This window comes from Micromonospora sp. NPDC049081 (assembly GCF_040648835.1).
Classification (GTDB): Bacteria; Actinomycetota; Actinomycetes; order Mycobacteriales; family Micromonosporaceae; genus Micromonospora; species Micromonospora antibiotica.
Map to the genome: position 1 here is coordinate 81,370 of NZ_JBEZEK010000009.1, position 22,180 is coordinate 103,549.

General features: G+C 73.2%; 21 protein-coding genes. 8 read left to right on the top strand and 13 right to left on the bottom strand.

What is annotated here, in order from left to right; all coding sequences use genetic code 11:
• Positions 1-504 precede the first annotated feature (504 nt).
• The 4 genes from moaC (at position 505) to AB0B63_RS15685 (ending at position 3,229) form a co-directional block, all read left to right on the top strand.
• Entirely contained in the window at positions 505-996 is a 492-nt protein-coding gene (gene moaC / locus AB0B63_RS15670; protein WP_208565140.1) for a cyclic pyranopterin monophosphate synthase MoaC, read from the top strand.
• A complete protein-coding gene (locus tag AB0B63_RS15675) occupies positions 993-1,463 on the top strand; it encodes a MogA/MoaB family molybdenum cofactor biosynthesis protein (RefSeq protein WP_208565139.1) in 471 nt (156 codons plus the stop codon). The genes moaC and AB0B63_RS15675 overlap by 4 nt, the downstream gene beginning before the upstream one ends.
• A 78-nt stretch (positions 1,464-1,541) precedes the next feature.
• Positions 1,542-2,801 carry a molybdopterin molybdotransferase MoeA gene (locus AB0B63_RS15680; protein ID WP_208565138.1) on the top strand — a complete coding sequence of 420 codons (1,260 nt, stop codon included), beginning with the start codon at positions 1,542-1,544 and terminating at the stop codon, positions 2,799-2,801.
• The gene (locus AB0B63_RS15685; protein ID WP_208565793.1) at positions 2,798-3,229 is read left to right on the top strand and encodes a molybdenum cofactor biosynthesis protein MoaE; all 432 of its coding nucleotides are present in this window, start codon (positions 2,798-2,800) and stop codon (positions 3,227-3,229) included. Before AB0B63_RS15680 ends, AB0B63_RS15685 begins: the two co-directional genes overlap by 4 nt.
• Before the next feature lie 63 nt (positions 3,230-3,292).
• Here AB0B63_RS15685 and AB0B63_RS15690 read toward each other — a convergent pair whose 3' ends face one another.
• A complete protein-coding gene (locus tag AB0B63_RS15690; RefSeq protein ID WP_219465345.1) occupies positions 3,293-4,732 on the bottom strand; it encodes a glycosyltransferase 87 family protein in 1,440 nt (479 codons plus the stop codon).
• 204 nt (positions 4,733-4,936) lie between these two features.
• Positions 4,937-5,482: a DoxX family protein gene (locus AB0B63_RS15695; RefSeq protein ID WP_357018853.1), complete on the bottom strand. Its 546-nt coding sequence runs from the start codon at positions 5,480-5,482 to the stop codon at positions 4,937-4,939.
• A 181-nt stretch (positions 5,483-5,663) separates the two neighbouring features.
• On the opposite strand from AB0B63_RS15695, the gene AB0B63_RS15700 reads away from it, so the two are divergent.
• Positions 5,664-6,209, top strand: a complete 546-nt coding sequence (locus tag AB0B63_RS15700) for an N-acetyltransferase (RefSeq protein ID WP_208565135.1) — start codon at positions 5,664-5,666, stop codon at positions 6,207-6,209.
• A gap of 57 nt (positions 6,210-6,266) precedes the next feature.
• On the opposite strand, the gene AB0B63_RS15705 is transcribed toward AB0B63_RS15700, so the two are convergent.
• The 3 genes from AB0B63_RS15705 to AB0B63_RS15715 form a co-directional block, all read right to left on the bottom strand.
• Positions 6,267-7,511 carry an ATP-binding protein gene (locus AB0B63_RS15705; protein WP_357018856.1) on the bottom strand — a complete coding sequence of 415 codons (1,245 nt, stop codon included), beginning with the start codon at positions 7,509-7,511 and terminating at the stop codon, positions 6,267-6,269.
• 181 nt (positions 7,512-7,692) lie between these two features.
• A complete protein-coding gene (locus AB0B63_RS15710; RefSeq protein ID WP_357018860.1) occupies positions 7,693-8,124 on the bottom strand; it encodes a hypothetical protein in 432 nt (143 codons plus the stop codon).
• 1,589 nt (positions 8,125-9,713) lie between these two features.
• Positions 9,714-10,181 carry a hypothetical protein gene (locus AB0B63_RS15715; protein WP_357019182.1) on the bottom strand — a complete coding sequence of 156 codons (468 nt, stop codon included), beginning with the start codon at positions 10,179-10,181 and terminating at the stop codon, positions 9,714-9,716.
• A 287-nt stretch (positions 10,182-10,468) separates the two neighbouring features.
• On the opposite strand from AB0B63_RS15715, the gene AB0B63_RS15720 reads away from it, so the two are divergent.
• Together AB0B63_RS15720 and AB0B63_RS15725 are read left to right on the top strand one after the other, a co-directional pair.
• Positions 10,469-11,443: an EamA family transporter gene (locus AB0B63_RS15720; RefSeq protein ID WP_208565132.1), complete on the top strand. Its 975-nt coding sequence runs from the start codon at positions 10,469-10,471 to the stop codon at positions 11,441-11,443.
• A gap of 26 nt (positions 11,444-11,469) precedes the next feature.
• On the top strand, positions 11,470-12,165 hold the full coding sequence (locus tag AB0B63_RS15725) for a prepilin peptidase (RefSeq protein WP_357018863.1): 696 nt from the start codon (positions 11,470-11,472) through the stop codon (positions 12,163-12,165).
• A gap of 108 nt (positions 12,166-12,273) precedes the next feature.
• Here the strand turns inward: AB0B63_RS15725 and AB0B63_RS15730 are convergent, their stop codons facing one another.
• The 5 genes from AB0B63_RS15730 to AB0B63_RS15750 form a co-directional block, all read right to left on the bottom strand.
• Positions 12,274-15,465: a UvrD-helicase domain-containing protein gene (locus AB0B63_RS15730; RefSeq protein ID WP_357018866.1), complete on the bottom strand. Its 3,192-nt coding sequence runs from the start codon at positions 15,463-15,465 to the stop codon at positions 12,274-12,276.
• Between the two features lie 127 nt (positions 15,466-15,592).
• The gene (locus AB0B63_RS15735) at positions 15,593-16,840 is read right to left on the bottom strand and encodes a metallophosphoesterase (protein ID WP_357018869.1); all 1,248 of its coding nucleotides are present in this window, start codon (positions 16,838-16,840) and stop codon (positions 15,593-15,595) included.
• 12 nt (positions 16,841-16,852) lie between these two features.
• A complete protein-coding gene (locus AB0B63_RS15740) occupies positions 16,853-17,098 on the bottom strand; it encodes a MoaD/ThiS family protein (protein WP_088643614.1) in 246 nt (81 codons plus the stop codon).
• 1 nt (position 17,099) lies between these two features.
• Positions 17,100-18,113 (bottom strand): GTP 3',8-cyclase MoaA, encoded by a 1,014-nt coding sequence (gene moaA / locus AB0B63_RS15745; RefSeq protein WP_357018873.1) that lies wholly within the window; start codon positions 18,111-18,113, stop codon positions 17,100-17,102.
• Positions 18,110-19,024 carry a fructosamine kinase family protein gene (locus AB0B63_RS15750; protein ID WP_357018876.1) on the bottom strand — a complete coding sequence of 305 codons (915 nt, stop codon included), beginning with the start codon at positions 19,022-19,024 and terminating at the stop codon, positions 18,110-18,112. Before AB0B63_RS15750 ends, moaA begins: the two co-directional genes overlap by 4 nt.
• Positions 19,025-19,177: 153 nt before the next feature.
• Here AB0B63_RS15750 and AB0B63_RS15755 point away from each other — a divergent pair, with 153 nt between their 5' ends.
• Positions 19,178-20,224 (top strand): DUF4192 domain-containing protein, encoded by a 1,047-nt coding sequence (locus AB0B63_RS15755; protein ID WP_357018879.1) that lies wholly within the window; start codon positions 19,178-19,180, stop codon positions 20,222-20,224.
• 437 nt (positions 20,225-20,661) lie between these two features.
• Here the strand turns inward: AB0B63_RS15755 and AB0B63_RS15760 are convergent, their stop codons facing one another.
• From AB0B63_RS15760 to AB0B63_RS15770, 3 genes are all read right to left on the bottom strand, one after another.
• Positions 20,662-20,853 (bottom strand): DUF397 domain-containing protein, encoded by a 192-nt coding sequence (locus AB0B63_RS15760; RefSeq protein ID WP_357018882.1) that lies wholly within the window; start codon positions 20,851-20,853, stop codon positions 20,662-20,664.
• 141 nt (positions 20,854-20,994) lie between these two features.
• Positions 20,995-21,189: a DUF397 domain-containing protein gene (locus AB0B63_RS15765; protein WP_208565123.1), complete on the bottom strand. Its 195-nt coding sequence runs from the start codon at positions 21,187-21,189 to the stop codon at positions 20,995-20,997.
• Entirely contained in the window at positions 21,177-21,923 is a 747-nt protein-coding gene (locus AB0B63_RS15770; RefSeq protein ID WP_357018885.1) for a Scr1 family TA system antitoxin-like transcriptional regulator, read from the bottom strand. Before AB0B63_RS15770 ends, AB0B63_RS15765 begins: the two co-directional genes overlap by 13 nt.
• Positions 21,924-22,180 lie beyond the last annotated feature (257 nt).

Genomic DNA, 22,180 nt, shown 5'->3' on the forward strand with positions numbered 1-22,180 from the left:
TGTAACTATGAGCGATAGGTGAGAATTGAGTGCAGGTTGGTGACTTTCCGTTTCCAAGGGGAAACGGAGTGCTGAGTGCTCCTGACCGTTCTCGTTAACGCTAGATAATGGTGCAGCGGCGGGGTTTGCGACATCGGGTGAGGGTCGCTGGTTGGAGCAACTGTGCGGTGACCGGCGGGTGAGTGCGACGGATCACCCGATTGCGGAACGCAGCGTAGTCGTGTGGGCGCGCTGGTGCCAGTGCCGACGAAGTGGCCCGGTGGCGATTCGCGGTCGCGACGCGACGTTGGGTTTCTCGCCCGTGACGACGGGGTGTCCGATCTCTCGTGCGATGACGTTTCCCGCTCTCCCGCCGACCCGAGAACGTATTAGTGGCGACCGATGAAATCGACGGTGAACTATCGATCACGAATCATCCCGTACGGCGTCGACCCGCTTGATCCCCACCGCCCGGGGTGAATGGGACGTACCCCCCGGTCGGACCCGCCCGCTAGGCTCGCGGACGTGACCGATCCCGCGCAGCTCAGCCACGTCGACGCCGCGGGCGCGGCCCGCATGGTCGACGTCTCCGCCAAGCCGGTGTCCGGCCGGGTCGCCGTGGCCGCCGGCCGGCTGCACACCACCGCCGAGGTGGTGGACCTGCTGCGCCGCGACGGGCTGCCCAAGGGTGACGCGCTGGCCGTCGGCCGGCTCGCCGGCATCATGGGCGCCAAACGCACCCCCGACCTGATCCCGCTCTGCCACCCGATCGCCCTGCACGGCGTCGACGTCGACCTGCGCCTCACCGACGACACCGTCGAGATCACCGCCACCGCCCGCACCGCCGACCGGACCGGGGTGGAGATGGAGGCGCTGACCGCGGTCGCCGTCGCCGGGCTGGCCCTGATCGACATGGTCAAGGCGGTCGACCCGGCCGCCACCGTGGACGCCGTCCGGGTGCTGCGCAAGACCGGCGGCAAGACCGGCGAGTGGGTGCGCCCCCAGGACCGGCCGTGATCCGGGCCCGGGTGATCGTGGCGTCCAACCGGGCCGCCGCCGGGGTGTACGCCGACACCAGCGGCCCGCTGCTCGTCACCGGCCTGCGCGAGCTGGGCTGCCAGGTCGACGAACCGGTGGTGGTGCCCGACGGCGAACCGGTCGGCGAGGCACTGCGCGCCGCCCACACCGACGGGATCGACGTCGTGCTGACCAGCGGCGGCACCGGCATCACCCCCACCGACCGGACCCCGGAGGTGACCCGGGCGCTGCTCGACCACGAGATCCCCGGCATCGCCGAGGCGATCCGCGCACACAGCCGGGACCGGGTGCCCACCTCGGCGCTGTCCCGGGGGTTGGCCGGGGTGCTGGGCCGGATGCTGGTGGTCAACCTGCCCGGCTCGCGGGGCGGTGCGAAGGACGGTCTGGCCGTGCTGGGGCCGATCCTCGCCCACGCGGTCGACCAGTTGCGCGGCGGCGACCACTGACCGCACGGCCGCCCCGGCGGCGATAGGCTCGCGGGGGTGAACGCGGAGCCCCGCGTCCCGTCCGAACGGAGGCCCCCGGTGAGCACGGAAACCGCCGCCACCGCGGCCCAGGTCGCCGCGCCGCCGCCGGCCGGATGGGAGGAGGCCCGCTCCCGGGTCTACGCGGTCGGCCTGGCCGCCGCCCTGCCCGCCGTCAACCGGGCGCTGGCCGACGCCGACGGGCACACCCTGGCCGAACCGTTGACCACCCGGACCGACCTGCCGGCCTTCCCCACCTCCAGCGTCGACGGCTGGGCGGTGCGCGGCACCGGCCCGTGGGACGTCGTGGGGCGGGTACTCGCCGGGCACACCCCGGCCGGGTTGACCGCCGACGGCACCACCGTCGAGATCGCCACCGGCGCGATGGTCCCCGCCGGCACGACCGCCATCCTGCGCATCGAGGACTCGGGTCGTACCCCGGACGGGCGGGTGACCGGCACGCCGCGCCCGAACCCGGAGTGGCGGGAGCCGGGCGAGGAGGCGGTGGCCGGTGAGGAGCTGCTGCCGGCCGGCACCCCGGTCGACCCCGCGCTGATCGGGCTGGCCGCCTCCTGCGGGCACGACCAGCTCCGGGTCCGCCGTCAGCCCCGGGCCGCGCTGCTGGTCTTCGGCGACGAACTGCTCACCGCCGGTCCGCCCGGATCGGGCCGGGTCCGCGACGCGCTCGGTCCCGCCGTGCCGTCCTGGTTGCGCCGCTACGGCTGCCAGGTGCGGCCCTCCGACGTGGTCGGCCCGGTGGCGGACACCCTGCCCGCCCACGTGGCCGCCCTGCGCGGGGCGCTGGCCGTGGCCGACCTGGTCTGCACCACCGGCGGCACCATGCACGGCCCGGTCGACCACCTGCACCCCACGTTGGAGGCGCTCGGCGCCGACCACGTGGTCAACACCGTCGCCGTCCGGCCCGGCTTCCCGATGCTGCTGGCCCGGCTGGTCGACGACGACGGACGGGTCCGTTTCGTGGCCGGGTTGCCCGGCAATCCGCAGTCCGCGATCGTCGCCCTGGTGTCGCTGGTCGCGCCGCTGCTCGCCGGGCTCCAGGGCCGGGTGCTGCCGGCACTGCCGTACGCCACCCTCGCCGGGCCGGTGCCCGGCCGGGGCGACTACACCCACCTGGCCCTGGTCCGGCTGGACCGGGCCGCCGGCACCGCCCACCCGGTCCGGCACGTCGGCTCGGCGATGCTGCGGGGGCTGGCCGGCGCGGACGGGTTCGCGGTGATCCGGCCGGGCACCTCCGGCGAGGTCGGGGCCCGGGTGCCCGTCGTACCGCTGCCGTTGCTGCCCGGGGAGCGCACGTGGTGACGGCCGACCCCACCACGGCCCTGCTCGCGGTCACCGACCAGCCGCTGGACCTGGCCGCGCACGAGGCGGCGGTCGCCGACCGCCGGGCCGGCGCGGTCGTCTCCTTCCAGGGCGTGGTCCGCGACCACGACCACGGCCGACCGGTCACCCTGCTGGAATACGAGGGCCACCCGAGCGCCGTCGAGACGCTGCGCGCGGTGGCCGCCGAGATCGCCGCCGACCCCGACGTCTACGCGGTGGCCGTGTCGCACCGCATCGGTCGGCTCGACATCGGGGACGTGGCGCTGGTGGCGGCGGTCAGCACGGCACACCGGGCGGCGGCCTTCGCGGCCTGCGCCCGGCTGGTCGACGAGGTGAAGGCGCGGCTGCCGATCTGGAAACGGCAGGTCTTCGCCGACGGCACCGAGGAGTGGGTCAACTGCCCCTGACCGTGGCGTCGTGCCCCACCGGGCCGGCCGGGGTCGGCCGACCGTGGCGCGGGCCGGGCGGGGTCAGCGCCGACCGGCCGTGGTGACACGGGCCGACCGGTCGGGATAGAAGGCGGGCTCGGCACCGGGCCGCCACGGCAGGGCGGCGACCAGCACGATCAGCGCCAACGCGAGCGAGTTCTCCATGAGCGCGCCGAACAGGCCGTTCTGGTAGTGGGACACCTCGGGCAGCTTGTGCTCGTACGGCCAGATCGGCGAGATCACGAAGAGCAGGTACAACCCGAGCGCCGCGACCCCGTGCCGCAACCCGGTCAGCGTCGGGTACCAGATCGGCGGGCGCAGCCCACTCACCCCGGGTGGCCCGCCGAACGACTGCGGGCCGGTACGCACCGACAGCCCCCGACTCGCCTCACGGCGGCGTACGGCGGCGTCGGCGAGCACGACGATCGCCGGGATGACCCAGACCAGGTGGTGCGACCAGGAGATCGGGCTGATCACGTTGGCGGTCAGCCCGACCAGGGTGAACGCGGTCAGCTCGTCGCCGTCGGCGCGGGCGTTGGCGGCCCGGGACAACCCGACGGCCAGGATCAGCACCGAGAACGCCAACCAGAGCAGACCGGGCGTCTCGATCGAGTCGTAGAGCCGGGCCAGAAGGCCGGCCAGCGACTGGTTGGGCGTCATGTCGGCGGCCCCGACCCGCTCGGTCTGCCACAGCACCCCACCGAAGTAGGCCCGCGACTCGGTGCCGACCAGCGCGAAGCTGCCCAGGGTGACGCCGATGATGGTGCCGACGGCGGTGGCGGCGACCCGCCACTGCCGGGTGACCAGCAGGTAGACGATGAACAGCGCCGGGGTGAGCTTGACGGCGGTGGCCAGGCCGATGCCCATGCCCGCCCAGGACCCGCTGTAGAGCAGCCGCAGGAACGGGCCGTCGGTGCCGCGTCCGTGGGTGCCCCGCCGGGAACGCCAGCGTAGACCCACCAGGTCCGCCATGATCAACGCGAAAAGGAGCAGGTTGACCTGCCCGTACCCCAGGGTCTCCCGGACCGGTTCGAGGGCGGTGGCCATCGGGGTGGCGATGGCCACGGAGTACCAGAGCGGCCAGCCGAGCCGGTCGACGATCGGGCGCAGCAGCGCGGCGAGGATCACCGCCAGCGCGGCGATGCTGCCGGCCGCGTTGATCCAGCCGGCCGCCTCGATCGGCAGCATCGCCATCGGCAGCATGGCCAGCGCGGCGAAGGGCGGGTAGGTGAAACCCAGCGTGGTGGTGGGCGCGATGAACTCGTACAACTCGTGCCCGCTCGCCCACCACACCACCGCGCCGTGGTAGATCTTCATGTCGAAGAAGTTGTACGGCCGCCCGAAAGCACCGATGGCGAGCCATGCGGCATAGGCGACGGCGGCCACGATGCCGACCCGTACGACTGTCCTACGATCGATCCCACGCGTTGCGCGACGGACTGGGGCGAGGCGGTCCGCCCGTCTACCGACGGTCGTCGGCATGGCGTGGCCACCCCCATACCAAGGTCGTCCTACCCGTCCAGGTCCGGTAGGGAGCCTAGAACGGCGCCTCACGTTGCTGCCTCCCGCGTTATCCGACCGTGTCCGATCCCACACCAGTTTTTGACATTTCCACCGCGTTAACGGGTGTCGGGTGGTTCAGGTAATTCGCGGCCTTACGGGGGGTGGTGGCCGAATCGATGCAGGTCAGCCGGGAAGCCGGCGGGCGGCGGCGGCCGACCGGACGGCGATCCGGGCCTCCCGCCGGGCGGTGCGCACCGCGCGACCGACCGACCGTCGAGAGTGGCCGATGCGGTGACCGGCCCGCCAGCGTAGGCCCGGCTTGCCCTCGGTGTCGGCTGCGGCGAGCAGCAGACCACCGAAGAGCCCGAGGTTCTTCAGGAAGTGCACCTGGTTGTTGTTCCGCGTCGTCGGATCGTCGTCGTCCCAGAACGGGTGACCGGCGGCGGTGGTGGGCACCAGCGTGCCGGCCAGGACCAGTGCGGCCGGCCGGGTGAACTTCCCGGTGGCCAGCATCAGGCCGGCGGCGAGCTGCACGGCGGCGTTGGCGCGGATCAGCGTCTCGGGGTCCGTGGGGAGCTGCGGCGCGGCCCGCTGGATCAGCGGAGCGACCCGGTCGGTGACCGGCCGGGCAGCCGGCACGAGCCGCTGGGGGTGTTGGAAGTTGCGGGCGCCGCTGACCACGAAGATGCCGCTCAACATGACACGGGCGAGGGAGCGCACGGGTTTCATTGCTCAGTCATACCCCGTTTGGACCCCTGCTATCCGGGCAACGGCCGATCCGGAGCGCTCTGCGTGCCGTCGTCCGAAGCGGGGCGCGCCGCTGTTCCGGGCCGTGCCGCACCGATGACACGCCACGCCGAACCGGGCGACCGTCGCTGATGGACCTGCCACGACCGGTAACGTCGCGCCGGTGACGACCCTGCGGTTGCGTCCCGAGGGCCCGGCCGACGCCGGCCCGATCCGTCGGGTGCTGGCTGCCGCCTTCGCCCGCCCCGACCGCACCACCCCCGGTGAGGTCGCGCTCGTCGACGAGCTGCGCGGCAGTGCGGCGTGGCTGCCGGAGCTGGCAATGGTCGCCGAGTACGGCGGCGAGGTGGTCGGGTACGCGCTGCTCACCCGGGTCCGGGTCGAGGCCGACCGGGAACGCGCCCCGGCGCTGGTGCTCGGGCCGGTGGCGGTGGCCCCGCACCGGCAACGGGTCGGGCACGGCACGGCGGTGGTGCAGGCCGCGCTGGAGGCCGCCACCGAGCTGGGCGAGCGGCTGGTGGTGGTCCTCGGCGACCCGGCGTACTACCGGCGGTTCGGCTTCACCCGGGCCGACCGGATGGGGCTGGTCAGCCCCTGGTCGGGGCTGGGAGAGCCGTGGCAGGCGCTGGTGCTGCCGCCGGAGACCAGCGACGCGCCACCACCCCCGCGCGGCGAGGTGGTCTTCCCACCCCCCTGGTCCCGGGTCTGACCCCCGTGGCCGGTGCCGGCCGTCCGGCGGGTCCGGTCGCCCCGTGGCCGGTGCCGATCAGGCCGGCTGGGTACGCAGGTAGCGGCCGAAGTGCGGGACGGTGAAGGCGACCGTGCCGCGTTCCCCCGAATAGATCAGACCCTTCTTGATCAGCGCGTCCCGGGCCGGGGAGAGACTCGCCGGCTTGCGCCCCAGCGCACGGGCGATCTCGGCGGTCGGCACGGCGGCGTCCATGTCGTCCCGACCACCGCCGTCGGCCTCGCCCGCCACCTGGGACAGGGTCGCCATCGCCCGCATGTACTCGCGCTCGGCAGGGGTGGCCCGCTCGAACCGGGAACCGAAGAAACCGACCGCCAGCTCCGCCTCCGCCTCCGGGGCGGCGACCCGGACGTCCGCGTCGGTGATCGGGGAACGGGGCGCATGGTCCCAGGTCGCCTTCCCGTACGCCTGGACGAAGTACGGGTAGCCGCCGGACGCCTCGTAGAGCAGGTCGAGGGCCTTCTGCTCGTACTCCACCTGCTCCCGCCCGGCCGGCGCGCACAGTGCCTGGTCGGCGGCGATCCGGTCCAGCCGGTCGATCCGCAGGTAACGGAAGAGCCGCTCCGAGTACGACTTGGCGGCGCTGAGCACCGCCGGCAGGTGCGGCAGGCCCGCGCCGACCACGATCAAGGGTGCGCCGAGCTGGGACAACTCGTGGCAGGCCGCACAGAGCGCCGACACGTCCTCCGCACCGAGATCCTGCATCTCGTCGATGAAGACGGCGATACCGGTGCCCACGTCCCCGGCGACCGCCGCCGCGTCGGTCAGCAACTCCACCAGGTCGATCTCGATGTCCCCGGAGTCGGCCCGGCCGCTGCTGGCCGGCACGTCGATGCCGGGCTGCCACCGGTCACGCAGCCGGGGGGCCGCACCGGCCCGCCCGGTGGTCGGTGCGCTGCGCTGCGCAAACGCCTTGAGTACGCCGAGGAAGGCGTCGATCCGCTCCGGTGCCCGGTGCCGGGGGGCGAGTTCGCGGACCGCCATGTGCAGCGCGGCGGCGATCGGTCGACGCAGCGACTGCTCCGGTCGGGCCTCGATCTTGCCGGTGCCCCAGAGCTGGTTGATCGCCTGGGAGCGCAGGGTGTTGAGCAGGACGGTCTTGCCGACGCCGCGCAGGCCGGTGAGCATCAGGCTGCGCTCGGGGCGTCCCCGGGCGATCCGTTCCAGCACCACGTCGAAGACGTCCAGCTCCCGCCCCCGCCCGGCGAGCTCGGGCGGGCGCTGACCGGCGCCCGGGGCGTACGGGTTGCGGACCGGATCCACGCATCGCACAGTATCGGGCGGTCTAGCCTGCGGACTAGAGATGCGTAGACGGGGCTACCGGCGTGTCGCCCACCGGGCCCGGGCAGGTCCCGTGGTGGAGGCGACGGGGGTGCCCGCGACCCTCTCGACACGAATATGGGGCTGTCTAGCGTTGATGCTAGACAGCCCCATATTTCCCTGTTCAGCTGCGTTTGCGCAGGCAGAGCACGTAGTCGAAGAGGTCCACCGAGTTGTCGTGCACATAGTTGGCGTTCGACTCCGGGGCCAGCGACTTACACCGGTCCCCGTTGGTGGACGCCGGAATCCGCAGCAGCACCTCGTAGGTGTTCGGACCGCACGGCACCTTGCGTAGGTCGGCGTCACTGGCCGTACCGTCGTTGACCACGCAGTCGCCCCGGACGATCTGCTCCGCCCGGGTCGGCGTCGGGGTCGGCTCGTCCGTGGTCGGTTCGACGGTCGGCTCCGTCGGCTCCGTCGGTGCGTTCCCGGTCGGCCCGTTCTCCGTCGGCGAGGCGGACGCGACCGCCCTCGGAGCCGGATCGTCGCTGTCCCGCGACGCCAGGAGGAACCAGCCGCCCCCCACGAGGCACGGGCACAGCAGCAGGACCACCACCAGCCCGATGATGAGCGCGATCCGACCGCCCCGGCCCTTTGCCGGCGGTGCCGCCGGAGGTGGGAAACCCTGCCCCGGATATCCCGGTGGCGTGGGCTGCCCCGGGAAGCCGGACGGCGGTGCGGCTGCCCCTGGGAAGCCGGATGACGGTGCGGCTGCCCCTGGGAAGCCGGATGACGGTGCGGCTGCGCCCGGGAAGCCGGACGATGGTGCGGCTGCCCCTGGGAAGCCGGACGATGGTGCGGCTGCGCCAGGGAAGCCGGATGACGGTGCGGCCGGCCCCGGGTAGCTGGGTGCCGGGGGCGGTGGGGACTGGGCCGGGTAGCTGGCCGGTGGTGGTGACGCCGGTGCGCTGAACGCGCCGGCCGCCGGTGCGGCGGTCGGCCCGGCGGGCGGGAAGGGCCCCGGCGGCGGGTAGCCGGCCCCCGAGGACGGCACCGGCGTGCCGGTCGGCGGGAGATAGGTGTCCGGCGGAGGATAACCCGCCCCCGAGGACGGAGGTGGGTAGCCCGCTCCGGAAGACGGCGTCGGGTAGTCGGCCCCCGCTGCCGGCATCTGGGAGGTCGGCGAGTACCCGCCCGCTGCGGGCATCTGGGTGGTCGGCGAGTACCCGCCACCCGCTGCGGGCATCGGCGTGGTGGCCGGCTGCCCGGCTCCCGACACCGGCAGCCGGGTGGTCGGCGGCTCAGGTGGTGTGGAGATCGGGGCGGTCGGGGGTTCGGCGGCGAAGGGTGCCGTCGGGGGTTCGGGCGTGGTGGCCGTGATCGGGGCGGTCGGGGGTTCGGCGGCGAAGGGTGCCGTCGGGGGTTCGGGCGTGGTGGCCGTGATCGGGGCGGTCGGCGGTTCGGCGGCGAAGGGTGCCGTCGGCGGTTCGGGCGCGGTGGCCGAGATCGGTGCCGTCGGCGGCTCCGGCGGGGACGCGGCCATTGGTGCGGTGGGCGGCTCTTCCGCACTCGGAACGGGTGCCGTGGCCGGCTCGCCCGCCTCCCGTGACACCGGCACGGTCGGTGGCTCGACGTCCTCCCGGCGGATCGGTGTGGTCGGTGGCTCGACGTCTTCCGGGCGGATCGGTGCGGTCGGCGACTCGTCCGGGCCGGCATCGGGTCCGGTCGGCCCGGCGGAGAGCGGGGCGGTCGGTTGGTCGTCCGCGTCACCCCGGATGGGTGCGGTCACCGGTTCCTCGGTAGCGCCCGGGGCAGGCGCGGAGATCGGCGCGGTCGGCGTCTCGTCAGCCGGATGCGGGGCAGCCGGCGAGTTGACGGCGGTCACCGGTTCCTCGGCGGCGTGTGGAACTGCCGGGGAGATCGGTGCCGTCGGCTGCTCGTCCTGGTTGCGGGTGAGGGGTGCCGTCGGCTGCTCGTCCGATCCGCCCGGGATCGGTGCCGTCGGTGGTTCCGCCTCCGACGGAATTCCCACGGTGGGTGGCTCCGGCTCGGCGCGGACGATGGGCTTCGTCGCTGGTTCGGGGTCGGGGTGCGCGAGGGGCGCGGTGGGTGGCTCCGGGTCGCTGTTCGAGGGACGTTGTTCCTCGTCGGGGCGGCCGGAGTCGGGTGGGCCGAAGGTTGACAATCTCTCCCCCAGGGGTGGGCTCAGCGCTGCTTCAGGCAGAGGACGAAGTCGAGGGTGTCCAGCTCGCTGTCGAAGAAGTACCAGTTGGTGTAGCCCTCCACCTTGCCGCACTTCGCCTCGGCGTCCCTTTCACCACTGGTCGCCCCGTCGAAACGACGTAAGACCTCGTACGTTCTCGGGGCGCACTCGGTGATCAGCAGCTTGGGCTTGCCGCCGGCCGGACCCTCGTTGCGGACGCACTGCCCCGCCTTGACGAAGCGCGGGTCGGCCGAGGCGGCGGGTGCGGGGGTGGCGGTGGTCGACCCACCCGGTTCGGCAGTGGCCGCGTCCGGTGCCGTCGGCAGCGCCGCACCGGTGTTCGTCGGCTCGTCGTCGCTCAGCAGGTACCACAGGGTGCCACCGCTGACGGTCAGCACGGCGAGCACAACCAGCACCGCGATCAGCGGACCCCGGCCGCGCCCCGACCCGGGGTTGCCCGGGTAGGCCACCGGTCCGCCCGCCGGAAACTGCCCCGCCGGCCCGTACGGCTCCGACTGGAACTGGTCGTACGCCGGATGGTGGGGCTGCTGTCCACCCGTCGGCTGGGTCGGCACGGTCGCGGGGTGGGGCTGGTCCGGGGCGGGCTGGCCCCAACGGTCGTCCGGGCGTCGCCCACCCCACGGGTCCGGGGAACCGCCCGGTGGTCCGTAGTTCGCCATGCCCGTCCTCCCGCGTGCCGAGATGCCGGTCGTCCGGAAGGACGCCACCGACGTGGTCACCGTAGCGTGGTCCCGCGATGACCTCACCTTCCTCGGCCGCGACACCCGCCCGACCAGCGCTGATCTGGACCGCACTCATCCTGGTCTACGTGCTGTGGGGTTCCACCTACCTCGGTATCCGGGTCGTGGTGGAGTCGATGCCGCCGCTCGGCTCGGCTGCCGCCCGCTTCGGTGGTGCCGCGTTGGTGCTGGCGGTGGTCCTGCGGCTGCGGCGTGGCGCGGGTGCGTTGCGGGTCGACCGGCGGCAACTCGGCTCGGCCGCGCTGGTCGGGGTGCTGCTGCTGGCCGGCGGCAACGGCCTGGTGGTGCTCGCCGAGTCCGGCCCGGCCGGCGTGGCGGTGCCGTCGGGCATCGCCGCGCTGCTGGTGGCCACCGTCCCGCTGCTGGTGGTGCTGCTGCGTACGGTCACCGGGGACCGCCCGCCGGGGTGGACGTTCGCCGGGGTGACGGTGGGCTTTCTCGGGCTGGTGCTGCTGGTGCTCCCCCGGGGCGGGACGGGGACGGTGCCGCTGGTCGGTGCGTTGACCGTGGTCGCGGCGGCCACCTGCTGGTCGGTGGGGTCGTTCCTGTCCAACCGGTTGCGGATGCCCGCTGACCCGTTCGTCGCCACCGTCTACGAGATGGTCGCCGGGGCGGTGGCGCTCGTCGTGCTGTCCGTGACCCGGGGTGAACTGCGCGGGTTCTCCCCGGCGCAGGTGACGACCCGTTCCTGGTTCGCCCTGGCGTACCTGCTGGTGGCCGGATCGTTGGTCGCCTTCACCGCGTACGTCTGGTTGCTGGCCCATGCGCCCATCTCGCTGGTCTCCACCTACGCCTACGTGAACCCGGTGGTGGCGGTGGCGCTCGGCGCGTTGCTGGTGGCCGAGCCGATCACCGGTCAGGTGCTGCTCGGCGGTGCGGTGATCGTGGCCGGGGTGGCGCTGGTGGTGACCACCGAGCGGGCCCGCCGGCCGGCCGGTGACGGGGCAGCCGCCGTACCGTCCCGGCGGTAGCGTCGAGGGCCGTGCCCGTCGGCCCGGTGACCGTAGCCGCGATGCTCGGCGTCCTGGCCGGCCTCGCCGCACCCCGGCTCGCCCGCGCCTTCCCACCCCACACCCCGCCGGCCGTGGACCCGACTCCAGCGTCGGCCGTAGCCTCGGCTCCAGCGCCCGACTGTGCGCCGGTTCCAGCGCCGGCCGTGGCCTCGGCTCCGGCGCCGGTGGGGATCGCGGTGGTGGGGGCGGTGGTCCTCGGTGGGTTGGCCGCCGCACGGTGGCCGGAGCCGGCACTGCCGGCGTTCCTGCTGGTCGCCGCCGTGGGTCTGGTGCTGGCGGTGGCGGACCTGACCAGCCTCCGCCTGCCCGACCCGCTGGTCGGCGCGGCCGCGCTCGGCAGCGGCACCGCGTTGACCGTCGCGGCCGTCGTCACCGGCACGCCCGGTCGTCTGGCGCTCGCGCTCGCCGGGGCCGCCCTCTCCCTCCTGCTGTACGTCGTGCTGGCGCTGCTGCCCCGCTCCCGGCTCGGCTTCGGTGACGTGAAGCTGGCGGCGGTGCTCGGGCTGCCGCTGGGCTGGCTGGGCTGGCCCACCCTCTGGCTCGGCCTGCTCCTGCCGCACCTGCTCCAGGGGCTGCTGGTGCTGGCGCTGCTGGCCGCCCGCCGGGTACGCCGGGACACCGCCCTGCCGTTCGGCCCGGCCCTGCTCACCGGTGCCTGGTTGGCCGTCCTCCTCGCCTGACCGGCCCGTCGGGCGGGCCGGGGCGGGCGGGCAGCAACGTCACGCATCAAGCGGTATCAGCGCGGGCGGATACCGCTGCGGCGACCCCGCAGGTCGGTCGACGGACAGTCAGATCAGGCGGAGCTGCCGGTCCTTGGGTCGGCGTGGCTCGGCCTCGCCGAACCGTTCGAACAGCCCCGGGTCGACGACGTCCAGGAACGGCGACGGTCGGCAGTCGCGTTCGGTGCCGTGGCGCACCCGGCGGGCGGCGTGGCTGACGTAGAGCCGGTCCTGGGCGCGGGTCAACCCGACGAAGAACAGCCGACGTTCCTCGGCGATCGCGTCGTCGTCCGGTGTTGAGCCGGGCCAGCGCAACGGCAGCAGACCGTCCTCCACGCCGACCAGGAAGACCACCGGGAACTCCAGCCCCTTCGCGGCGTGCAGGGTGAGCAGGGTGACCGCTTCGGCGCGCGGGTCCAGCGCGTCCACCTCGGCCCCGGTGGCGAGCTGGGAGAGGAAGAGTTCCAGGTCGTCGCCGCAGCGTCGGGCCAGCGGGGTGAGCAGGTCGACGGCGGTCCGGACGTCCTCGGGGCGGACGGTGCCGGCGGCGTCCAGGGTGGGGGCGGCGAACCGTTCGGCGAGCACCTGACCGGCGAGCCGGACCCGGGCGGGCAGCCCACCGGCGAGGCCGTCGGCGTGCCGCAGTTCCCGGGCGATCGCGAGGACACCGGGCCGGTCCCGGAGCCGGTCGTGGGACCGCTTCTGCACCGGGATGTTGGCCCTGGCCAGCGCGTCCACGATCGGGGCGGCCTGCGCGTCGGTGCGGTAGAGCACCGCGATGTCGGAGAAGGACAGGGTGGTGGACCGGCCGTCGATGCGCCCCGAGTCCAACGACCGGTGGGAGAGGCCGCCGACCAGGTCGTCGACGGTGCGTACCACGAAATCGGCCTCGTCGGCGACGGACGCCGCCGGGTAGCGGCCGACCAGCGGGGCCTCCGGGTCGAGCCGGGCCGGGTCGAGCCGGCGGCCCCGGACCAGCGACGACGGGGCGATGGCCTGGACGGCGGCGGCGAGGATCGGCGCGGACGAGCGGTAGTTGCGGTTGAGCCGGACCAGCCGGGCGTCGGTGAAGTCCTCGGAGAACCGCAGGAAGTAGCCGACGTCGGCACCCCGGAACGAGTAGATCGCCTGGTCCGGGTCGCCGATCGCGCAGATGTTGCCGTCGGCGGGGCTGAGCAGGCGCAGCAGGTCGTACTGGACGGGGTCGACGTCCTGGTACTCGTCGACGAAGATCCACCGCCAGCGTTCCCGGTAGTCCCGGACCAGCTTCTTGTCGCCCTTGAGCAGTGCGACCGGCAGGGTCAGCAACTCGTCCAGGTCGACCAGGTCCTGCTTACGCAGCAACGCCGTGTAGCGGGCCGGGTCGTCGCCGGCCTCCGTCCGGGCGGCCGACCGCTCGGCGTCGTCGGCGATCCGGAACCCCGCCGGCAGGCCGGCCGCCTCCGCGTTCTCCCGCAGGATGCTCAGCCCGAGCGAGTGGAAGGTGCCGACGGTGACGTCCTCGGCGACCGGGCCGAGCAGCCCGTCGAGCCGGTGCCGCAGCTCCTCGGCGGCCCGCCGGGTGAAGGTGATCGCCAGGCACTGTTCGGGGAAGACGTTCAGCTCGGCGCAGAGGTAGGCGATCCGGTGGGTCAGCGTGCGGGTCTTGCCGGTGCCCGGCCCGGCCACGATCAGCAGCGGGCCACCGGGCGCGGAGGCGGCCACCCGCTGCATCGCGTCCAACCGGTCGAGCAGGCCGGTGCCGACCTCCTCCATCCCGGCGAGCATCGGCTCGAACGGCTCGTGCGGCGACGGTGTCGAGGCGATCGGTGGCGGCGGGGTCGGCGCGGGCTTCGGCTTCGGCTCGGCCTTCGCCGCCGTCGGCCGCTTGGCCTTCGGTTTCGCCGCCGGCTCCGTCGGCCTGCGCTGCGCCGGCACCGGTACGTCGAACAGCGTCTCCTGCCCCGAGCCGGCGGCCCCGCCCAGCTCGGCCGGGTCGAAGAGGGTGATCACGCCGTACTCGCCGTCGTAGCCGGGGACCCGGCGCACGTCGCCGCGGCGCAACCGGCCGATGCCCTCGGCGAGCAACTCCCCGCCGACCCGGCCGATCTCGTCGACCGGGGTACGGGTGAGGATCTCCAACTCCGGGCCGAGCGCGGCGACCAGCTCGTTGAGCTTGCCCTCGACCTTCTTGGACCGGGGCCCCACCTTGTTGAGCTCACCGAGGATCTCGGCCAGCGGCACCAGGTGGGTCACCTCGCGGGCGTGCTCGGGGCGGTGCCCGTCCGGCCGGTCGGCCAGCTCCTCGATCCGGCTGAGCACCCCCACGGTCAGCGGCTTGCCGCACTCCGGGCAGCGCCCGCCGGCCGCCCGGGTCCGTTCCGGCGACCAGTTGACGCCGCAGAGCCGGTGCCCGTCGGCGTGGTACTTGCCCTCCTCGGGGAAGAACTCGATCGTCCCGGCCAGCCCGTCACCGGTCCGCAGCGCGTCCCGGATGGCGAAGTAGTCACGGGCCGACGAGAAGACGGTGGCCTCCCGGGCCAGGGCCGGCGGGGAGTGCGCGTCGGAGTTGGAGACCAGCCGGTAGCGGTCCAGGCTGCCGACCCGCCAGTTCATCGCCGGGTCGGAGGAGAGCCCGGTCTCCACCGCGAAGACGTGCTCGGCCAGATCGGCGTAGCAGTCGGCGATCGCGTCGAAACCGGACTTCGAGCCGAGCGCCGAGAACCACGGCGTCCAGATGTGCGCCGGCACCAGGTAGCCGTCTTCACTGGCGTCGAGGGTGATCTCCAGCAGGTCCCGGGAGTCCAGGCCGAGGATCGGCCGGCCGTCCGAGCCGAGGTTGCCGATCCGGCCCAGCGCCGTGTTGAACCGGGCCACCGCGTCCAGGTCGGGCAGGTAGATCAGGTGGTGCACCTTGCGGGTCCGGTCGTCCCGCTTGTAGATGGTGGAGATCTCCACGCTCAGCATGAACCGGACCGGGTCGGCCTCCGCCGCGTCGGCCAGCCGGGGTGGCAGCCGCCGGGCGATGTCCGCCTCGGCGTCCGGGCCGAGCCGGTACAGGCCGGGCTCGGCCGGTTGCAGGGTTTCCCGCAGGTGGTCGTACCAGGCGGGATGGGTGAAGTCGCCGGTGCCGAGCACCCCGATGCCCTTGCGTCGGGCCCACCAACCGAGGTTGGGCAGGGTGAGATCGCGACTGCACGCGCGGGAGTACTTCGAGTGGATGTGCAGGTCCGCGACGAACGGCGGGACGCCACCAGGGGGAGCGGCGCTGAACGGAGGCACGCCGCATCCTGTCACGGCCGGTCCACTACCCGCCTGCCGCCACGCGTACGCGTGAGGAGGGCAATCCGGTGCTGGACTACTGCGGCCGGACGCGGTATGAGCCGGGCTTTCCGGCCATCCGGGCAGGTCACGGGGCGCGCAGTTCGACCAGGGTCACCTGCGGCGGTGCGCCGACCCGGACCGGGGGACCCCAGAAACCGGCCCCGTTGGTGACGTAGACCTTGGTGCCGTCGATTTCACCGAGCCCGGAGACCACCGGCTGTTGGAGCTTGACGGCCAGGTTGAACGGGGCGAGCTGACCGCCGTGGGTGTGCCCGGACAGTTGCAGGTCGACGCCGAACTTCGCCGCCTCGTGCACGGCGATCGGCTGGTGGGCGAGCAGCACCACCGGGCGGTTGACGTCCCGGCCGCCGAGCGCGGCGGTGAAGTCGGCAGGGCCGGCGACGCCGGTGCCGTCGGCGGTGACGTCGTTGATCCCGGCCAGGTCGAGCACCCCGCCCCGGGCCTGGATCTCCTGTCGCTCGTTCTGGAGCACCCGCAGGCCGAGCCGGTCGACCTCGGCCACCCATTCCTCGACCCCGGAGTAGTACTCGTGGTTGCCGGTGACGAAGAAACTGCCGTAGCGGGAACGCAGGTCACGCAGCGGCTCGGCGGCCTCGCCCAGCTCGGCGACCGAGCCGTCGACCAGGTCACCGACGACCGCGACCAGGTCGGCGTCCAACCGGTTGATCATCTCGACGATCCGCTCGGTGTGCACCCGACCGCGTAGCGGACCGAGGTGGATGTCCGACACGGTGGCGATGCGCAGGCCGTCCATGCTGCGGGGGAGCTTCGCCAGCGGGATGCGTACCCGGTCGAGCTGTGGCGGTCCCAGCGCGGAGCGGACCCCGTACCCGGTGATGCCGGCGGCGGTGAGCCCGGCGAAGATGGCGGCACCCCGGGCGAGCAGCAACCGGCGGGACTCGTCATGGTCGGGCCGGTCCACGGCCTCGGCGGCCGGCGGGTCGGCGCTGCCGGCCGCACCGACCAGCGCCGGTTCCGGGGCGGCGGTGGTGGCCTCGGCGGCGGTGCTGCGCCGTCGCAGCACCAGCCGGGTCACCGCCATCGGCACTTCCAGCACCACCAGCACGATCAGCAGGTAGAACATCACCGCGAGCCAGAGGTAACCGGGCCAGGCCAGCCAGAACGCCCCGGCGATCTGGGTGCCGGCCATGGTCGCCGGGACGAGCACCGCCAGCAGCAGGGCGACGACCGTGCCGACCCGGCGCCACCGGCCCGGCCCGGTGGTGTCCTTGACCAGCCGTTTCCACAGGTAGAAGTGGATCAGGCCGGTGATCAGGGCGAGCGTGCCCACGAACCCCAGAATCGCCAACACGGCAGCCCTTCCTCAGCCGCCCGCGAAGGGAGGCAGCACGTCGATCGTGGCCCCGGCCGGCAACGGCGTCTGCCGATCATGGCAGGCGACGCCGTCGACCAGGAAACTCGCCACCTGGAGCACCGCGGCCAGCCGGGGGCCGTGCCGGTGCGCGAGTTCACCGAGGAGTTCGTCCAGCGGCCGGCCGGCGGATGCGGTCTCCTCGCTGCGGCCGGCGGCGGCCCGCGCCCCGGCGAAGTACCGGACGGTGAGGTCCACCTCAGCCTCCGATCGCCGACATGGGCCGGACGGGTTGCAGGAAGGTCGGGTCGTCGATGCCGTGCCCGGCCCGCTTGACCACCGTGGCGGCCTGCCAGCGGCGGGCGATGTCGACGTCGTCCGCGCCGGCCCGCAGCGCGCCCCGCAGGTCGGACTCCTCGGTGGCGAACAGGCAGTTGCGGAGCTGGCCGTCGGCGGTGAGCCGGGTGCGGTCGCAGTCGCCGCAGAACGGCCGGGTCACCGTGCCGATCACCCCGACCCGGGCCGGGCCGCCGCCGACCAGCCAGGTCTCGGCCGGGGCGGCGCCCCGGTGCGCCGGGTCGGGGGTGAGGGCGAAGTCGGCGGCCAGCGACGCCAGGATCTCGTCGGCGGTGACCATCGTGGCCCGGTCCCAGCCGTGCTGGGCGTCGAGCGGCATCTGCTCGATGAACCGCAGCTCGTAACCGTGGTCGAGGGCGAACCGCAGCAGCGCCGGTGCCTCGTCGTCGTTGACCCCGCGCATCAGCACCGCATTGATCTTCACCGGGGCGAGCCCGGCGGCGGCGGCCCCGGCCAGCCCGGCGAGCACGTCGGCCAGCCGGTCCCGTCGGGTCAACGCGGCGAACCGGGCCGCGTCCAGGGTGTCCAACGACACGTTCACCCGGTCCAGCCCGGCGTCGCGCAGCGCCGGGGCGAGCCGGTCCAGGCCGAGACCGTTGGTGGTCAACGAGATCCGGGGGCGGGGGGTGAGCGCGGCCACGGCGGCGACGATGCCGACCAGCCCCGGTCGGATCAGCGGCTCGCCCCCGGTGAACCGCACCTCGGTCACCCCGAGCCGCTGCACCGCGACCCCGACCAGCCGCACGATCTCCGCGTCGGTGAGCAGCTGCGACCCGGCCAGCCAGGGCAGCCCCTCGGCCGGCATGCAGTAGGTGCAGCGCAGGTTGCACTTGTCGGTCAGCGACACGCGCAGGTCCCGGGCGATCCGGCCGTACCGGTCGACGAGGACGCCGGCGGTCGTCGGGGCGGCGGTCACCCGTCGACCGTAGCGCGACCGACACCCCGCAGCGCCGCTCGGGCGGCACCGACGACCGCATCGCGGTACGCCCCGCCGAACAGCGCGGTGTGCACGAGCAGCAGGTGCAGTTGGTGCAGCGGCACCCGTTCAGGCCAACCGTCGGCGAGCGGCCACGCCTCCCGGTAGCCGGCCATGATCCGGTCGAGGTGCGGCGGACCACCGAAGAGCGCCAGCTGGGCCAGGTCGGTCTCCCGGTTACCGCCGTGCGCCGCCGGGTCGACCAGCCACACCCGGTCGTCCGCGCCCCAGAGCAGGTTGCCCGGCCACAGGTCGCCGTGCAGCCGGGCCGGCGGCTCGTCGCCGCCGAACTCGCCGACCCGCGCCACCACCTGCTCCACCAGCGTGGCGTCCGGGCCGTCGAGCGCACCGCCGTCGACCGACATCCGCAGGTACGGCAGGAGTCGCCGCCGGGCGAACCAGTCCGGCCACGGCCCGTCGTCAGGGGTGTTGTCCTGCCCGAGGGTGCCGATGAACCCGGGCCAGGGCGCCCCGAACCGGTCGGCGCCGGCCCGGTGGGTGCCGGCCAGCTCCCGACCGAACCGCTCGGCCGCGTCGGGCGTCGGCTCGCCGGGGTCGACCCAGTCGAGCGCCAGCAGCTCCGGCAGCGCCACCACCACCTCCGGTACGGCCACCGCGCCGGCCTCGCGCAGCCAGCGCAACCCGGCGGCCTCGGTGTCGAAGAAGCCCTCCGGCACCGGTCGACCGGCCCGCTCCGGCCAGGTCTTGGCGAAGACCGAGTGGCCGTCGTCCAGGGTCAACCGGGAGGCCGCGCAGCTGTCCCCGCCGGCCACCGGGGTCTCCCGGATGCGCTGGTGGGTCAGGAAGGTGGGCAGGTGCTCCGGGTGCGCCCGCAGGTACGCCAGGTCCATGAGCGCAAGGTAGCCGCTCGGACCGACCCCGGTGGGCCGCGTCGCCTCCCGGATCGCGGTGACCTGCACGACTACCGTCCGTATCTGTGGATAACCCGCGTGTCGTCCACAGGGCCTGTCGGTGCTGACCCTGCCCGCCGCAGGCTGCCGGACATGAACGCGACCGACCGCCCCCGGCTCACCGTCCGCTCGCCCGCCGACCTGATCACCGCAGTGCCCTACCTGATCGGTTTCCACCCCGTCGACAGCATCGTGGTGGTGGCGATGCGGGGCCGGCGGATCGTCTTCGCCGCCCGCGCCGACCTGCCCGAGTCGGGCACCGACCCGGCCCTGCCGGCGCGACATCTCGGCGACGTGATCGGCCGGCAGGACGCCGAATCCACCACGGTCATCGGGTTCGGCCCGCCCGAACGGGTCACCCCGGCGGTGGACGCCGTCCGGTCGGCGCTGGACGACATCGGGCTGCCCGTGCTCGACGCGCTGCGGGTGACCGACCGCCGCTACTGGTCGTACCTCTGCGAAGCGCCGGACTGCTGCCCACCCGACGGCACCCCGTACGACCCGGAGGCCAGCCAGGTCGCCGCCGCTGCGGTCTACGCCGGTCAGGTGGCCCTCCCCGACCGGGCGGCGCTCGCCGCCCAGGTGGCCCCCGCCGAGGGCGTCGACCGGGTCGCCCTGCGCCAAGCCGGAGACCGCGCCGAGCAACGCCTGCTGGGCCTGCTGGAGGCGGCCCCCGCCACCGACGAGTTCGGCGAACGGGCCATCCGCAGAGCCGGCGTGGCAGCGGTACGGCAGGCCCAACGCCGGCACCGGCGCGGCGACCGGCTCACCGACGACGAGGTGGCCTGGCTGACCCTGCTCCTGACCCACCTGCCGGTACGCGACCACGCATGGGAACGCACCGACGGGCGCGAGGAGGACATCGCCTTCTGGAGCGAGGTGCTGCGCCGCACCGAGGAGGAGCTGGTCCCCGCCCCCGCCTGCCTGCTCGCCTTCGCCGCCTGGCGGGCCGGCCAGGGCGCGCTCGCCGCCGTGGCGCTGGAATGGGCGCTGAGCCTCCGCCCCGACTACACCCTCGCCCAGATCCTCGACGACCTGCTCCGGCGCGGTGTGCCGCCGTCCGACCTGGACGGCTGGCCGGCCGTGACCGAGCCGGGAGTGCTGCGCCGCCGCCGTCGTCGACCCCGCCGGCCTCGCTGACTCGGCTGCGTTGTCTCGGCCGTGCTGAAACTCGGCTGTGCTGTCTCGGCCGTGCTGTCTCGGCCGTGCTGTCTCGGCCGTGCTGTCTCGGCTGTGCTGACTTGGCTGCGCTGCGAGCGGCGCGGCGCTGCGGCCTTCCGCTCTCGCTACCCGGGACTACGGCGTCCTGTCGGTCGGGGGTATGTGTTCGCCGAGATGACTATGCCCAGCAGTCATATTTATGCCTCTGAGTCATAAGGCTGTCGGTGACATGTTGGCGGGCAGCCACGGTCGACCGGCGACGACGGCGGCGAGACGGTGAATCTTGCCCCGACCGTGACGACGGACGAAGGGCTCTCCATCGGGTCGGGTAGGTCCGGGCTGGGAGACCGGGTCGTCCCCTGACGCGAGATGCCTGCCCCGAACCTCGGGGCAGGCATTTCGCCGGGCAGACGTGGTCAGGCGCGATCGGCCAACCCGGCGACGAACGTGCGCCACGAGGTCGGGGCGAACGTCAGGGCCGGCCCGTCCGGGTCCTTGGAGTCCCGCACGGCGACCGCGCCGGGAAGGTTGTCGGCAACCTCGACACAGTTTCCGCCGCTCGCACCGCTGCGGGTGGACTTCCTCCACCGCGCATCAGTCAGGTCCATTGCCCCGCCGCCTCTCGCAGGTAATCGGCCGGGCTGCTGATATCCCGGCTGATGGCTCTGTTCCGCGTCATATCGCCCGACTCAAGACGGAAGAATGCTCCTGCGAGGCCGAGGGGTCTCGGTCCACGGTGGACCAGAAGATCAAGCCCGGCCAGTCAGCCCGGCGACGAACGTGTGCCATGACGTCGGTGTGAACGTCAGAGCCGGCCCATGGGGGTCTTTGGAGTCACGGACCGCGACCGTTCCCGGAAGGTTGTCGGCGACCTCGACACAAGCTCCACCATTGGAGCTGCTGCGGCTGCTCTTACGCCAGCGCGCGCCGGTCAGCTCATCCATGATCGTGCCCTCAGAAATTCGATGGTCTGGTCGCGCGGCAACGCTACCGACCTGACTGTATCCCAGACCTCCCAAAGGGAAGCAACGTCCTTGGTGATGCGTCCTGCGGCCTGATCGTCCAGATAGCCGACCTCTTCACCCTCCGGTGTGTTCGCGATGATGAAGGGTCCTGCCTGGCCTGGATGCAGCCCGGCGCGTAGCGGCAGGACGTGGACCATCAGATTCGGTCGCTGGGCAAGCTCTACCAGGTGGTCCAACTGGGCAGTCATGACGTCTGGGGTTCCCCGGCGTAGAGCTGCCTCGTCGATCACGAATACGAGCAAAGGGGGTCGTGCTCGGTCGAGCACGGCCGCCTGCCGTTGTAGGCGAGATTCCACGTGATCTTCGGCATCGGCGGCGAGCGGTCCGCTGGCGATGATGGCGCGGGCGTAATCAGGAGTCTGGAGTACGCCCGGCAGAACGGCATTCTCGAACCACCGCAGGCCGGACGCCTCCCGCTCGATCTCGGCCCATGGTCTGAACCAAGCCGGCTCGAGCTTCTTCAGAATGTCCGGCCAAAGTTCCTCAATGTCCTTACGCAGGATCTCGGCAACCTTGGCGCAGTGGCGCGTTTGGGGAATCCGTCCCTGGTTCACCCACCGGGCTGCCGTCTTCGGATCAACTCCGATCTGAGAGGCGAGGCTCTCGGCGGTCTCGCCAACCGCAGCCATCGCTCTCTGAACTGCCCGATTCATCCACGCTCCTCCGAGCGAACGTCCCGAATGTCTGCGGTACAGACTGCTACGCGGTGTCATCGATCCGCAACCCTGGGCAAGGTCTATTCGGGGCGGCGCTGTCGGTAGTGGTCGAGGGCTGGCGACGGCGTCTGCCGGAGGGGCCGTCCCGTGGGAGGGCGGGACGGCCCCTCCTCCACGTCGACGCAGAGGAGACCCCGTGCCCAGGGAGAAGCCGAAACCCGAGCAGAGTCCGAAGCCCGTACCCGACCCGAAGC

Coding starts and splice junctions, on each gene's coding strand:
- AB0B63_RS15755 (WP_357018879.1), top strand. CDS start 19,178: ATGAACGCGACCGACCGCCCCCGGCTCACCGTCCGCTCGCCCGCCGAC.
- AB0B63_RS15695 (WP_357018853.1), bottom strand. CDS start 5,482: ATGAAACCCGTGCGCTCCCTCGCCCGTGTCATGTTGAGCGGCATCTTC.
- AB0B63_RS15690 (WP_219465345.1), bottom strand. CDS start 4,732: ATGCCGACGACCGTCGGTAGACGGGCGGACCGCCTCGCCCCAGTCCGT.
- AB0B63_RS15750 (WP_357018876.1), bottom strand. CDS start 19,024: ATGGACCTGGCGTACCTGCGGGCGCACCCGGAGCACCTGCCCACCTTC.
- AB0B63_RS15765 (WP_208565123.1), bottom strand. CDS start 21,189: ATGGATGAGCTGACCGGCGCGCGCTGGCGTAAGAGCAGCCGCAGCAGC.
- AB0B63_RS15760 (WP_357018882.1), bottom strand. CDS start 20,853: ATGGACCTGACTGATGCGCGGTGGAGGAAGTCCACCCGCAGCGGTGCG.
- AB0B63_RS15720 (WP_208565132.1), top strand. CDS start 10,469: ATGACCTCACCTTCCTCGGCCGCGACACCCGCCCGACCAGCGCTGATC.
- AB0B63_RS15770 (WP_357018885.1), bottom strand. CDS start 21,923: ATGAATCGGGCAGTTCAGAGAGCGATGGCTGCGGTTGGCGAGACCGCC.